The 13060-nt window shown below is 47.4% G+C and carries 12 protein-coding genes; 6 read left to right on the top strand and 6 right to left on the bottom strand.

Annotated features, from left to right (window positions below; translation table 11 throughout):
• Positions 1-36: 36 nt before the first annotated feature.
• Complete coding sequence (rep, locus tag EBI00_RS00695) at positions 37-2085, bottom strand: DNA helicase Rep (RefSeq protein ID WP_123094018.1); 2049 nt, start codon at positions 2083-2085, stop codon at positions 37-39.
• 79 nt (positions 2086-2164) lie between these two features.
• On the bottom strand, positions 2165-3676 hold the full coding sequence (locus tag EBI00_RS00690) for a YifB family Mg chelatase-like AAA ATPase (protein ID WP_123094017.1): 1512 nt from the start codon (positions 3674-3676) through the stop codon (positions 2165-2167).
• Positions 3677-3774: 98 nt separating this feature from the next.
• Here EBI00_RS00690 and EBI00_RS00685 point away from each other — a divergent pair, with 98 nt between their 5' ends.
• The gene (locus EBI00_RS00685) at positions 3775-3990 is read left to right on the top strand and encodes a TIGR02450 family Trp-rich protein (protein ID WP_123094016.1); all 216 of its coding nucleotides are present in this window, start codon (positions 3775-3777) and stop codon (positions 3988-3990) included.
• Positions 3991-4074: 84 nt separating this feature from the next.
• Here the strand turns inward: EBI00_RS00685 and EBI00_RS00680 are convergent, their stop codons facing one another.
• Positions 4075-4308 carry an accessory factor UbiK family protein gene (locus tag EBI00_RS00680; protein WP_123094015.1) on the bottom strand — a complete coding sequence of 78 codons (234 nt, stop codon included), beginning with the start codon at positions 4306-4308 and terminating at the stop codon, positions 4075-4077.
• A 301-nt stretch (positions 4309-4609) separates the two neighbouring features.
• On the opposite strand from EBI00_RS00680, the gene glnK reads away from it, so the two are divergent.
• The 4 genes from glnK to radA all read left to right on the top strand — a co-directional run bounded on the left by glnK (position 4610) and on the right by radA (position 9328).
• Positions 4610-4948, top strand: coding sequence for a P-II family nitrogen regulator (gene glnK / locus EBI00_RS00675; RefSeq protein ID WP_123094014.1), 339 nt, complete (start codon positions 4610-4612; stop codon positions 4946-4948).
• A 39-nt stretch (positions 4949-4987) separates the two neighbouring features.
• Entirely contained in the window at positions 4988-6253 is a 1266-nt protein-coding gene (locus EBI00_RS00670) for an ammonium transporter (RefSeq protein WP_123094013.1), read from the top strand.
• Between the two features lie 157 nt (positions 6254-6410).
• On the top strand, positions 6411-7937 hold the full coding sequence (locus EBI00_RS00665) for a carbon-nitrogen hydrolase family protein (protein WP_123094012.1): 1527 nt from the start codon (positions 6411-6413) through the stop codon (positions 7935-7937).
• A 2-nt stretch (positions 7938-7939) separates the two neighbouring features.
• Positions 7940-9328 (top strand): DNA repair protein RadA, encoded by a 1389-nt coding sequence (gene radA / locus EBI00_RS00660; RefSeq protein ID WP_123094011.1) that lies wholly within the window; start codon positions 7940-7942, stop codon positions 9326-9328.
• Here radA and EBI00_RS00655 read toward each other — a convergent pair.
• The 3 genes from EBI00_RS00655 to EBI00_RS00645 form a co-directional block, all read right to left on the bottom strand.
• Entirely contained in the window at positions 9325-9612 is a 288-nt protein-coding gene (locus EBI00_RS00655; protein WP_123094010.1) for a DUF1289 domain-containing protein, read from the bottom strand. The genes radA and EBI00_RS00655 overlap by 4 nt on opposite strands.
• Positions 9613-9665: 53 nt before the next feature.
• Positions 9666-10274: a COG3904 family protein gene (locus EBI00_RS00650; protein ID WP_123094009.1), complete on the bottom strand. Its 609-nt coding sequence runs from the start codon at positions 10272-10274 to the stop codon at positions 9666-9668.
• A gap of 184 nt (positions 10275-10458) precedes the next feature.
• Positions 10459-11949 (bottom strand): CoA-acylating methylmalonate-semialdehyde dehydrogenase, encoded by a 1491-nt coding sequence (locus EBI00_RS00645; protein WP_123094008.1) that lies wholly within the window; start codon positions 11947-11949, stop codon positions 10459-10461.
• Between the two features lie 169 nt (positions 11950-12118).
• On the opposite strand from EBI00_RS00645, the gene EBI00_RS00640 reads away from it, so the two are divergent.
• Entirely contained in the window at positions 12119-13057 is a 939-nt protein-coding gene (locus EBI00_RS00640) for a LysR family transcriptional regulator (RefSeq protein WP_123094007.1), read from the top strand.
• Positions 13058-13060: the final 3 nt, after the last annotated feature.

Genomic DNA, 13060 nt, shown 5'->3' with positions numbered 1-13060 from the left:
CGTTCAGTAAACACGGTGACTAGCACGAGTTTGGGGTTATGAGTTCAGCATGGCTTTTAACGCCGAGAGAGACGCGACGCCGCGCTCTTTTTTAGCGCTTTCACCCTCGTCACTACGCCCTTCCCATACTAGGTCTTCTTCTGGTAGTTCATCCAAGAATCGGCTGGGTAAACAGTCAATTTCTTCACCATACTGGCGACGCTTGGCCGCCAAGGTAATGCATAAGGTTTTCTTCGCACGGGTAATGCCCACGTAAGCCAAACGACGTTCTTCTTCGATGTCGTCGTTTTCAATGCTGTTTCTGTGTGGCAAAAGCTCTTCCTCACAACCGATGAGGAAAACATGCGGGTATTCTAGCCCCTTGGAGGCGTGCAATGTAAGCAATTGCACTTTATCTTCGTCTTCTTCCTCTTCTTGACGTTCAAGCATGTCGATTAATAACAGCTTGCTGATGGCCTGATCCAAGCCAGCCGTTTCGTCTTCCTCCCACGCGGATTCCATCATGCGCTGAATAGAGTCCAATAAAAAGCGCACGTTTTCAATACGACGCTCGGCGGCTTTGCTTGATGAGGTTTGTTCTTGAATCCAGCCGTAATAGTCCATGTCATTAATCATTTGCTCTATCACAGGCACCGGCGAGGCACCGTCTAAACGCTGGCGTAAGGTGGACATCCAACGTTCAAATTCCTGCAAACTTTTTAGCGAACGCCCTGTGATGCTGTCTTCGAGCTCTTTATAACCCGATGCTTCGAATAAACTAATACCCCGTTCTGTGGCGAGGTTACCGACCTTTTCTAACGTCGCGGGGCCGATTTCTCGACGCGGTAAATTGACGATGCGCAGGAAGGCATTGTCGTCCGATGGGTTAACCAAAAGACGCAAATAACTCATTAAGTCTTTGATCTCAGCGCGGGAGAAAAATGAGGTCCCCCCATTCATCTTGTAGGGAATACGATACGCTTGCAGTTTGATTTCCAGCAGGCGTGCCTGATGATTACCACGATACAGAATGGCAAAATCGCGATAGGGAATATCATGTCGTAAATGACGAGATTGGATTTCAGCAGCGACGCGTTCGGATTCGGCGTCTTCGTTACGGGTTACCATAACGCGAATTGGATCGCCCTCTTCGTGGTCACTCCACAGAGCTTTATCGTAAATGTGTGGGTTGTTGGCGATCAGGGTATTGGCCGCTTTTAGAATGGTTTTGGTGGAACGATAGTTCTGCTCCAGTTTGACCAATTTTAAATTAGGGTAATCCACTGATAAGCGTTCTAGATTTTCTGGCCGCGCGCCACGCCATGCGTAAATAGATTGATCGTCGTCTCCCACCAAGGTGAAGCAACGGCGAAAGCCCGCCAACAAACGGATCAATTCATATTGGCTGGTGTTGGTGTCTTGGCACTCATCCACCAGCAGGTAACGGACTTTTTTCTGCCAGCGGTCACGCAAGTCTTCGTCTGCCATAAGCAAACTCACCGGTAAAAGAATGAGATCATCAAAATCCACTGCATTGTAGGCACGCAGATAACGCTGGTATTGCACGTACACTTGCGCGGCCAGCAAAAACTCCTCGGTGTCCGCATTGGTCATGGCTTCTTGTGGTGTGGTGAGGTCATTTTTCCAATGGGAGATGGTGTTCTGACAAAAGGCCGCCGCGTCCATTTGACCATTGAACTCTTTGTCCAGAATTTCCTTGACCAAACTCAGTGAATCTTGGGCGTCGAATAGGGTAAAGCCTTCTTTTAGGCCAGCACGACGAAACTCTTTGCGCAAAATTCGTAAGCCCAAGTTATGGAAAGTCGAGATACTCAAACCACGACTTTCCGGCTTAGACAACATACCTACCACGCGCTCTTTCATTTCACGAGCGGCTTTATTGGTAAAGGTAACGGCAATGATACTATTAGCTTTAAACCCGCACGTTTGAATCAAATAGGCGATTTTCGTGGTAATTACGCTGGTTTTTCCTGACCCAGCCCCTGCTAATACCAGCAAAGGGCCGTCAATTTGCTTTACCGCATCCAATTGACGCTCATTGAGGTTACGCAAACGTTGGGAGATGGACAGTAAAAATTCACTCATGGAAAACTCTGGCTAAGGCTATGAAAATCAGCACTTAGTGTACCCGAGATTCCGCTGTGTCGCACCGATATATCAGACATTAAGCCGACGCTGCCATGGATAAGGTTTTCTCCATTTTTCGATAGCTTAAGGATTCCATTAAGTGTGCTCTGGTTACGGTTGAGTCGTTTAGATCGGCTAAGGTCAATGCGACTTTTAACACTCGATGATAAGCCCGAGCAGACAGCTTTAGCGTTTCTAAGGCTTGCTGCATAAAGTGTTTATCTTCATCGCTCAGGGCGCAAATAGCTTCTAATTGACGTCCGCTTAACAAGGCATTTTGTACTCCTTGGCGTGCTCTTTGTCGAGCCACGGCTTGCTCAACGCGTTGGCGAACACTGGCGCTGCATTCGCCCTCCTCTTGGGCATTCACCAACACATCAGAGGGCAAAGGCGGCACTTCCACATGCAAGTCAATGCGATCTAAAAACGGCGCTGACAGTTTTTTTAGGTATTTTTGGCTGGCGCTGGATTGGTAGTAGTCTTGCCCGCCGTTGTAGGCTTCGTTGCTGGCGTTCATTGCAGCCACCAGCTGAAATCTGGCTGGAAACGTCACCTGACCACGGGCACGAGAAATATGCACTTCGCCGTTTTCCAATGGTTCACGCAACACTTCTAACACCTTACGATCAAATTCGGGCAATTCATCAAGAAATAAAACACCACAATGGGCGAGGGATGCTTCTCCCGGTTTAGGAATCGAACCGCCACCCACTAGCGCAGCGGCTGAGCAAGAATGGTGCGGTGAACGAAAGGGGCGCTCGGACCAATGCCAGTCTGTGCCCATTTTTCGCCCTGCCACGGATTGCACTGAAGCAACAGCGAGCGCTTCGGCTTCTGTCATCGCAGGCATGATGCTGGGTAAACGCGACGCCAGCATGGTTTTTCCTGTACCAGCGGGCCCGATAAACAAGAGATTATGCCCACCTGCAGCGGCCACTTCTAAGGCACGCCTTGCTTGGTATTGGCCTTTTACATCACGCATGTCTTTGTGATCTATGGGCAAGGGCTCAGCGGGCTTAGAAACACAAGCGGGCAACTTGGTTTGTTTTAATAAATGGGCGGTGACCTGAGTCAGATGCTTGGCAAACACAGCATCGCCCTCTACCAGAGCGGCTTCTTGTTGATTGTCTTCGGGCAAAATCAATTGGCGATTGGCGTGATGACAGGCAATGGCGGACGGTAGCAAACCCGGCACCGCTCGTATGTCACCTGATAAAGCCAATTCACCAATAAATTCAATGTCGCGCAGGCTAATCTCGCCAAGCTGGCCTGATGCGGCTAACACACTGATGGCAATGGCCAAGTCATAACGCCCACCCTCCTTGGGCAAATCCGCTGGCGCTAAGTTGATGGTGATTCGGCGTGTCGGCCATTCAAAATGGCTATTGATAATCGCGCTGCGCACTCGATCTTTGGCTTCACGAACTGCGGCTTCGGGTAAACCCACAATATTTAAGGAAGGTAAACCGTTTGATATGTGGGTTTCCACCGTCACCAAGGGAGAGGAAACGCCCACTCGGGCACGGCTGTATAAAGTGGCTAAACTCATGATCACTCCTTGATAAGGTTATTTCTGCACGTGAAAAGCAATCCAGCGTTTCACGGTACTCGTATAATAATAAATTGTTTTTAGAAACCGATAAGACTATGAATAAAATCAATCCTAACAAGCTGCTTCTGTCGAAGTGGACATGCACCTCACCGCAGCAAAAAGAAAAGCATTTCATTGTGACTCAATTGATACGGAATGAAGAAGACACGGTTATCGAATGCGTCCTTGAAGCCGTTATCAATAAAAAACAATACATATTCCCTTGGCAAAAGTTAACGTCTAGGGAAGATTGGCAGCACGGCTGGAAGTGACTAGCTACTCACTTTCAGTTTAACAAAGGCGCTTACTCACACCCTGGTAAGCGCCTTTTTCTCGTCTTGTCGTCATGCTTTCTACTACTTTTCCAACTCGTTTAAGCGTGCTTCTAGGGCCGTGAGCTTTTCACGGTACTTGGCCAGCATGGCGGCTTGTACCTCAAACTCTTCTCGCGTGACTAGGTCCATCTTACTTAGGGTATTGCGAGCCACTTCGTGCAGCTGTGCCTGAATTTCTTCTTTTGGCAGCTTACCCAATGTGTCGGCGGCTTGCTCTAGTCCGTTTCCAAACTGCTTAATAAATTGGTCAATCATGCTCGTCTCTTTTTAATCGTTGAATAACACTTAGTATAAAGGCCCATAGAAGGTGCAAACAAGCTATCTATTAAACGCTTTTACTCACCCTAATTGCACCACTATGACGCAATGCACTTTTTGGACTGTCCAAAATGTCGCACACAGAAAAACTTATCCCTATTTCTCCAACTGATTCGCTTTCCATAAAAGTAAGTAATCCTAGAGTAATAAAGACTTTAGGATACATGGCACACATATTGAATAGTGTTTATCACCTGCGATATGACACTAAAACTGACTTTTTAAGGAGACAGTGGGTATGAAGCTAATAACAGCCATAGTCAAGCCATTCAAACTCGACGACGTTCGAGAAGCGCTTTCTGAAATAGGCGTACAAGGTATCACCGTAACAGAGGTAAAAGGGTTTGGACGCCAGAAAGGCCACACTGAGCTTTATCGAGGCGCTGAATATGTTGTCGATTTTTTGCCAAAAGTAAAAATCGAACTCGCCATCTCTGACGACATGACAGACCAAGTCGTGGAAGCCATTACAGGCGCAGCGAACACAGGCAAAATCGGCGACGGTAAAATCTTTATCGTTAACCTTGAACAAGCGGTTCGTATTCGTACCGGCGAGACTGGCGTAGAAGCTGTTTAACCACAGTCTGAAACCAATTAGCCTTTTGGGGGGCGAAACATGCAAGATCAAATTTTTCACTTACAATATGCCATGGATACCTTTTATTTCTTGGTGTGTGGCGCACTGGTTATGTGGATGGCAGCGGGATTTGCCATGCTGGAAGCGGGTTTAGTTCGCTCTAAAAATACCACGGAAATTCTGACCAAAAACGTGGCGCTATTTGCTATCTCTTGCACCATGTATTTAATTTGCGGTTATTCTATCATGTACGGCGGCACTTGGTTCCTGACGGGCATTCAAGACGTGGACGTATCTTCTACATTGACTGATTTTGCGGGTCGCGAAGGCGGATTTGAAGGAGGATCGATCTACTCTGGCGCGTCTGACTTCTTCTTCCAAGTAGTGTTTGTCGCCACGGCCATGTCTATCGTTTCTGGTGCGGTTGCTGAGCGTATGAAACTTTGGGCCTTCCTAGCCTTTGCTGTTGTCATGACGGGGTTCATCTACCCAATGCAAGGTAACTGGACATGGGGCGGCGGTTCTGTATTCGGTATGTTTAGCCTTGGTGATCTTGGTTTCACTGATTTCGCAGGTTCCGGTATTGTTCACATGGCAGGGGCGTCTGCGGCCTTGGCGGGTGTTCTTATCCTAGGTGCTCGTAAAGGAAAATACGGTCCAAACGGTGAAGTACGCGCTATTCCTGGTGCTAACCTACCGCTAGCGACATTGGGCACACTGATTCTATGGATGGGTTGGTTTGGTTTTAACGGTGGCTCGGTTTTGAAACTGGGTGATATCGCCAATGCGAATGCGGTTGCCATGGTGTTTTTGAACACGAATGCAGCGGCGGCAGGTGGTGCTCTTGGTGCCTTAATCCTTGCTCGTATCTTGTTTGGTAAAGCTGACCTCACTATGCTTTTAAACGGTGCATTGGCAGGTTTGGTTGCCATCACAGCCGGTCCTGATACACCATCTGCTCTAGGCGCCACTCTGATCGGTCTAGTGGGTGGCTTAATTGTTGTTGTGTCTATCCTAACACTGGAAAAACTAAAAATAGACGATCCAGTGGGTGCCATTTCGGTTCACGGTGTGGTCGGTTTATGGGGTCTATTGGCTGTACCACTGACAAACGATGGTGCAACATTTGGTGGTCAAATCGCCGGCGCACTGACCATATTCGTCTGGGTATTTGTGACCAGCCTTATTGTTTGGCTAGCCATTAAAGCCATCATGGGCATTCGAGTGTCAGAAGAGGAAGAATACGAAGGGGTTGACCTTTCAGAGTGTGGTATGGAAGCCTACCCAGAATTCGGTAGAAAATAATCGCCTTGTTCTAGATCACGACATGTAAGTAAGAAAAAAACACCCCCGCGAAAGCGGGGGTGTTTTTTTTACAACGCCAAATGGGTTTCCCCTACTGCGGCGTTATGGGTTAGCATAACCTTCATCAAAACAGTTAACACAGACTCAAGAGACCAGCATGCTAGAAGATTTACATTTAACCATTCGTAACCTCACCAACAATGACTATGACCAAGTCAAAACGCTCATGGATAAGGTATACCACGATATTGGTGGAGCATGGCCGGAACACACTATTCATCAACTGATCAAAGAGTTTCCTGAAGGCCAGATCTGCCTTGAAGACCATGGCAAGATCATTGGTTTGGCGTTGTCAGTTCAGGTAAATTATCAGCGTTTTAGTAACCCACATACTTATGATGATTTAGTCGATCAGAAAGAAAACATCTTAAACGATGCCTTGGGTGACGCCCTGTATGGCCTCGATGCTTTGATTTCTCCCGAGTATCGCGGTTACCGCTTGGGCCGTCGCCTCTATGAAGCGCGTAAAGAGTTGTGCCGTCAGCATAATCTGCGTGCCATTTTAGCGGGCGGTCGTATCCCTAATTATCACGAGCACTCCGATGACATGAGTGCAGCAGAATATTTGGAAGCGGTGAAAGAGCGTAAAATCTACGACCCTATTTTGAGCTTCCAGCTGTCGAACGACTTTCAAATTACACGTTTACTGAAGCGCTACATGCCAGAAGATGAAAAGTCTCAAGGCTATGCCACCCTGCTTGAATGGAAAAATATTTTCTTCGAACCCGATACCAATGTGATTCGTTCGCGCAAGACCCAAGTACGCATTGGCGCTATCCAGTGGCAGATGCGTGAGGTAGAAAGTGTTGAGGAACTATTAAAGCAAGTCGAATACTTTATTGATGCGGTATCGGATTATAAAAGTGATTTTGTCCTCTTTCCTGAATTTTTCAACACTCCCTTGATTGGTTTAAGCCCCGATCAGCGTAACCAAACAGAAGCCATTCGTTTTTTAGCTAGCTATACAGAGCTATTTAAAAACGAAATGTCGCAATTTGCCGTCAGTTACAACATTAACGTCATTACTGGCTCCATGCCGCTGATCGAAGACGAAATTGTTTACAACGTCAGCTACTTATGTCGTCGTGATGGTACCGTTGAAGAACAGAAAAAAATCCATATTACACCGCATGAACGTCGTGACTGGGTGATTCAAGGTGGTAACGAAATACGCGTATTTGATACCGACGCAGGCCGTGTAGGCATTTTGATTTGTTATGATGTGGAATTTCCTGAACTTGGTCGCTTGTTAGCAGAGCAAGACATGGACATCTTGTTTGTGCCTTTCTGGACAGACACGAAAAATGGTTATCTACGTGTGCGACGCTGTGCTCAGGCCCGAGCTATTGAAAACGAATGTTATGTGGTTATATGCGGCAGCTGTGGCAACCTTCCACAGGTAGAAAACTTAGACATTCAATACTCTCAAAGCTCGGTTTTCTCGCCGTCAGACTTTTCATACCCTCATGATGCGGTCATGGCAGAAACCACGCCAAACACGGAAATGATCATGTTCTCGGATCTGGATTTAGACAAGCTCAAACTGACTCGCAGCGAAGGTTCGGTTAATAACCTGAAAGACCGTCGTTTGGATTTGTACTCTGTTTCTTGGAACAAAAAATAAATATGGCTAAAGCTAAAACCGCTTTTGTATGCAATGAATGTGGCGCTGACTATGCGAAATGGCAAGGGCAATGCCAAGCGTGTAGCGCGTGGAATTCCTTGTCTGAAATACGCTTAACCTCTAGCAAAACATCCGCTCGTGTTTCTGCCAGCCAAGACCCTCGCTACCAAGGTTACGCTGGTGCTGTCACAGGCATTCAGAACTTATCCGATGTGGATCTAGGCGATGTGCCACGTTTCAGTTCCGGCGCAAGCGAGTTTGACCGCGTGTTAGGCGGCGGATTAGTGCCTGGTGGTGTCGTCTTGATTGGCGGTCACCCAGGTGCGGGGAAAAGTACCCTGTTGTTGCAAACCATGTGTTGGCTCGCACAACAGCAAAGTGCGCTTTATGTCACTGGGGAAGAGTCCTTACAACAAGTGGCGATGCGGGCTCAGCGGCTTGGTTTACCGACCCAAAATTTAAAAATGCTGTCCGAAACCAATGTGGAAGCCATTTTAAACATTGCCCAACAAGTCAAACCCAAGGTGATGGTCATCGACTCCATCCAGGTCATGCATTTGGATGGCGTGGAATCGGCACCAGGAAGTGTATCGCAAGTTCGAGAAAGTGCGGCGGTACTAACGCGTTTCGCCAAACAAACACAAACCGCTGTCTTGTTGGTGGGGCATGTCACCAAAGATGGCTCTTTGGCGGGGCCAAAAGTGTTGGAACATATGGTCGACTGCTCGGTGTTATTAGAAGGTTCAGAAGACTCTCGTTTTCGTACTCTTAGGGGAATGAAAAACCGTTTTGGTGCGGTAAATGAGCTGGGTGTCTTTGCCATGCTGGAAACGGGCTTAAAAGAAGTCAAGAATCCCAGCTCTATTTTCTTGAATCGCAGTAATCATCCTGCAGCAGGCAGCTTGGTGATGGTGGTGTGGGAAGGAACCCGTCCTCTTTTAGTCGAGCTTCAAGCCTTAGTCGATGACTCTGCACTGGGTAACCCAAGACGGGTCACGGTCGGCTTTGATCATAATCGGCTGGCAATGTTGCTAGCGGTGTTGCACAAACATGGAGGCTTACTAACGGCCGATCAGGATGTGTATTTGAACGTGGTTGGCGGCGTGAAAGTATTGGAAACCAGTGCCGATCTTGCAGCCATTGCCGCTGTCGTATCGAGCTTTCGAGATCGCGTTTTACCCCATAATTTAGTTGTGTTGGGTGAAGTGGGCTTGTCTGGAGAAATACGCCCAGTTCCATCAGGACAAGAACGTATCAGTGAAGCAGCCAAGCACGGTTTTACCCGAGCGGTAGTACCCAAAGCCAACTGCCCGAAAAAGCCCATTGAAGGTATGAAGGTAATTGGCGTTGAACGCTTGTCGGAAGCGCTTGATGCGATTTTCGAAGATTAATTGCTAGGCTTTGTGTCAAATAAGTCGGTCATTAGATCGTCTTCCATGCCATAAGGCAACGCCTTCGCAGAGTCGGCCTCCAGTCGATCTTGTCGAGCTTTTAATAACCGCACTCGACGTTGCTTGCACAAATCCAGCACATGGTGACGCGCTTCATTGGACAAGGAAAACCAATGAAAGCGCTCATCTCGGCTGCGTAAACAGCCTTTGCAAAAGCCCTTTGCACTGTTTTCACATACGCCTCGGCAAGGGCTTTCTATGGTAAACAGTTCTATTTGCTCCATAACCCTCTCACTGTAAACCGATCGTCCAATACGTTAATTCGTTGTTTGAGTTGTTACTGCGTGGCTAGTTGATAATCATATACTTCTTCTGGTGACAAAAAATATACTCGATTAGCAGGCGCCGCTTCTAATGAAAACCAATAGAATCGCTCAGGCACGCCCATTTCAAGATAAAAATTGATGTAGGTAGCGTGAATAGGGTCATTAAGCCCTAAACTTGTCGCGTCTAAAGCCGTACCATCGTACCAAGCGTGAACCCCAACACCGGCCCCTGCACCAATACTTCGCTCAACACCACCCAGAAATAAATCTACCCCACCTGAAAGCACATAACCTGTTGGGGCGATCTGAGTATTAAGACCAAGACGTCGAATTAAACGCGCACCTTCCATCGTCGCCTGTTGATCCACAGAACCAGGTATATCCACTAATACCAGCTCCGTCACATTAGGGTTCCTACGTATTAAATTACTTAAATCACTGACGAGGTTTTGATCCAGCACTCCCGACAGATAAGCAAAATCACCACTTACCTCAATATCTAATCCTTCACGTGTTGGCGTAACCACGTTTTTTTCCAACGAGGATGAACAGGCCGTCAGAAAAATCACACTCACACATAACCAAGCTCTGGTGGTCATCAACAAAACTGTCATCTTCATGTTACATCCAACCGATTATTCAAGGTGAAAATACAACTAAGATTAGACCATAAATAAATGCCTCTCTCCTATCAAAAAAATGGCGACGCATGTTCAACACGCGTCGCCACAAAAAGCGCCTTCTGTTCAAGCCATTAAATCATATTGCTTAATATAGAAGGCCCTGGGATTTACAAAGGCAGAATTAAGAAGGAAAAGCAAAGCTCGTCCCTTCGCGAACGCCAGCTGAAGGCCAACGCTGAGTAATGGTTTTACGTTTGGTGTAAAAACGCACAGCGTCGGGGCCGTAAGCGTGTAGATCACCAAATAAAGAGCGCTTCCAACCACCGAAACTGTGGTACGCCACAGGCACAGGTAACGGCACGTTAATACCAACCATGCCTACTTCAATATTATCCGAGAAATAACGCGCTGCTTCGCCGTCACGAGTAAAAATACAAGTACCGTTGCCGTATTCATGGTCGTTAATTAACGTCATAGCTTCTTCCATGGTATCAACACGAACCACCTGTAAAACAGGACCAAAGATTTCTTGTTGGTAGCTGTCCATCTCTTTGGTCACGCCATCAATCAAGGTTGCGCCCACAAAGAAACCCTTTTCATAGCCCGACACCTGAGGAGAACGGCCATCGACCACCACCGTGGCGCCTTGGGATTCCGCACTGTCAATAAACCCTACCACCTTATCTTTATGCTCTTTGGTAATAACAGGACCAAAGTCATTGGTTTTGTCTGAGCATTCACCTACTTTTAGCGGCTTCATGGCGGCGGCCATTTTACTTACAAGAGCATCACCAGCAGCTTTACCAACCGCGACAGCGACGGACAAGGCCATACAACGCTCACCAGATGAACCGAATGCCGCACCAAGAAGCTGACTGACTACGTTATCCATATCTGCATCTGGCATCACAATAGCGTGATTTTTGGCGCCGCCGAGCGCTTGGCAACGTTTGCCATTGGCGCTGGCTTTGCTGTAAATGTATTCGGCAATCGGTGTCGAACCAACAAAGCTTACGGCTTTTACGCGTTTGTCTTCCAACAAGGTATCTACCGCCACTTTATCGCCATTCACCACGTTAAATACACCGGCTGGCAAGCCGGCTTCATGCAGTAACTCACCTATAAACAACGCCGTGCTTGGATCGCGCTCCGAGGGTTTCAAAACAAAGGTATTACCGCACACAATGGCCATCGGAAACATCCATAAAGGCACCATAGCAGGGAAGTTAAAAGGCGTAATGCCCGCGACCACACCTAATGGTTGGAATTCGCTCCAGGAGTCGATGTTCGGCCCGACATTTTTACTGTGCTCACCTTTTAATAATTCTGGTGCGCCACAGGCGTATTCAACGTTTTCAATACCGCGTTGCAACTCACCCGCTGCGTCATGACAAATTTTGCCATGCTCCGCGCCAATCAGTTCACAAATTTTATCAGCATGCTTTTCCAACAGGGCTTTGTAGTTGAACATAACGCGCGCCCGTTTGATCGGTGGCGTGTTGCGCCACTCTGGATAAGCGGCTTGGGCAGCAGCAATAGCTTCTTCAACGGTTTCTCGCGACGCAATCGCCACTTTTTTGGAAACCTCACCCGTGGCAGGGTTAAACACGTCTTGAGTGCGTTCAGCTTGCTGAGAGTAATGACCGTTTATTAAGTGTCCAATTATGTCCATGGTGGCTCCTGTGCCTGAAGAATAGTCTTTAAACAATGGCGATAAGAAACACTATGCCAACAAACTTAGATTATAAAAACCCGAATCTATTAACGCTTAGTTAATCATTTACTTAACCATAAAACTCAACCATGATAGCCAAATTAGATTCTTTATTAGCGGGGACACCATGAGTCATTTTCACAGTCAAATAGGCGATGCCGATTTACGCATCTTACGCATTTTTCGAACAGTGGTAGAATGTGGCGGCTTTTCTGCCGCTGAAGTGGAACTGAATATCAGCCGCGCGGCGATCAGTATTGCCATTTCCGACTTAGAAACTCGTCTTGGATTTCGTCTGTGTCAGCGTGGTCGCTCGGGCTTTTCACTCACCAATGAAGGCAGCCAAGTCTATGATTACACATTACAATTGCTGTCTTCTATTGAGAATTTCCGCACCCACATTAATGCTCTCCACCAGCATTTAAAGGGTGAACTCAACATTGGTATTACAGACAACTTGGTTACCCTACCCTACACTCGTATCACACAAGCTCTGGCGGGGTTAAAAGACCAAGGGCCTCAGGTAAAAATTCACATTCGCATGATTCCACCAACAGATGTGGAGCGTGGCGTGTTAGACGGCCGTTTACATGTGGGTATTGTGCCAGAGCTGAAAATACTCAGCGGTTTAGATTATCGCCATCTTTACCAAGAAACGTCGAAACTCTATTGCAGCGATGCCCATCCTTTATTCAAAACAGACGATGCCTTATTGTCAGAAAACAAGCTGAAGGACTTTGATGCGGTGTTGCCCGCTTATGCACAAACTCCCGAAATAAAAGCCCATCATCAGCCACTGACCGCCAGCGCCACAGCAACAGACCGAGAAGGCATCGCGTTTTTGATTTTAACGGGGCGCTATATAGGATTCCTCCCAGACCACGTTGCCAGCCATTGGGTACGAGATGGCAGAATGCGTGCCATCTTGCCAGAGCAATGCCACTACATCACACAGTTTTCTGCTATCACTCGAAAAAGTGCGCCCGCCAACTTGATATTGGACACATTCTTGCTAGAACTGGAAAAAACAAAGCCAGTGGAAACAAAGCCAGCAAAATCAGATTGAGCA

Origin of the sequence: Marinomonas hwangdonensis (genome assembly GCF_003721245.1) — a bacterium.
Classification (GTDB): Bacteria; Pseudomonadota; Gammaproteobacteria; order Pseudomonadales; family Marinomonadaceae; genus Marinomonas; species Marinomonas hwangdonensis.
The sequence above is the reverse complement of the archived record's forward strand: the minus strand, read 5'-3'. Positions and strand labels throughout refer to the sequence as shown.

Excerpts from the sequence above, each read along its gene's own strand:
- rep (WP_123094018.1), bottom strand. The coding sequence starts at position 2,085 with ATGAGTGAATTTTTACTGTCCATCTCCCAACGTTTGCGTAACCTCAAT.
- EBI00_RS00690 (WP_123094017.1), bottom strand. The coding sequence starts at position 3,676 with ATGAGTTTAGCCACTTTATACAGCCGTGCCCGAGTGGGCGTTTCCTCT.
- EBI00_RS00685 (WP_123094016.1), top strand. The coding sequence starts at position 3,775 with ATGAATAAAATCAATCCTAACAAGCTGCTTCTGTCGAAGTGGACATGC.
- EBI00_RS00680 (WP_123094015.1), bottom strand. The coding sequence starts at position 4,308 with ATGATTGACCAATTTATTAAGCAGTTTGGAAACGGACTAGAGCAAGCC.
- glnK (WP_123094014.1), top strand. The coding sequence starts at position 4,610 with ATGAAGCTAATAACAGCCATAGTCAAGCCATTCAAACTCGACGACGTT.
- EBI00_RS00670 (WP_123094013.1), top strand. The coding sequence starts at position 4,988 with ATGCAAGATCAAATTTTTCACTTACAATATGCCATGGATACCTTTTAT.
- EBI00_RS00665 (WP_123094012.1), top strand. The coding sequence starts at position 6,411 with ATGCTAGAAGATTTACATTTAACCATTCGTAACCTCACCAACAATGAC.
- radA (WP_123094011.1), top strand. The coding sequence starts at position 7,940 with ATGGCTAAAGCTAAAACCGCTTTTGTATGCAATGAATGTGGCGCTGAC.
- EBI00_RS00655 (WP_123094010.1), bottom strand. The coding sequence starts at position 9,612 with ATGGAGCAAATAGAACTGTTTACCATAGAAAGCCCTTGCCGAGGCGTA.
- EBI00_RS00650 (WP_123094009.1), bottom strand. The coding sequence starts at position 10,274 with ATGAAGATGACAGTTTTGTTGATGACCACCAGAGCTTGGTTATGTGTG.
- EBI00_RS00645 (WP_123094008.1), bottom strand. The coding sequence starts at position 11,949 with ATGGACATAATTGGACACTTAATAAACGGTCATTACTCTCAGCAAGCT.
- EBI00_RS00640 (WP_123094007.1), top strand. The coding sequence starts at position 12,119 with ATGAGTCATTTTCACAGTCAAATAGGCGATGCCGATTTACGCATCTTA.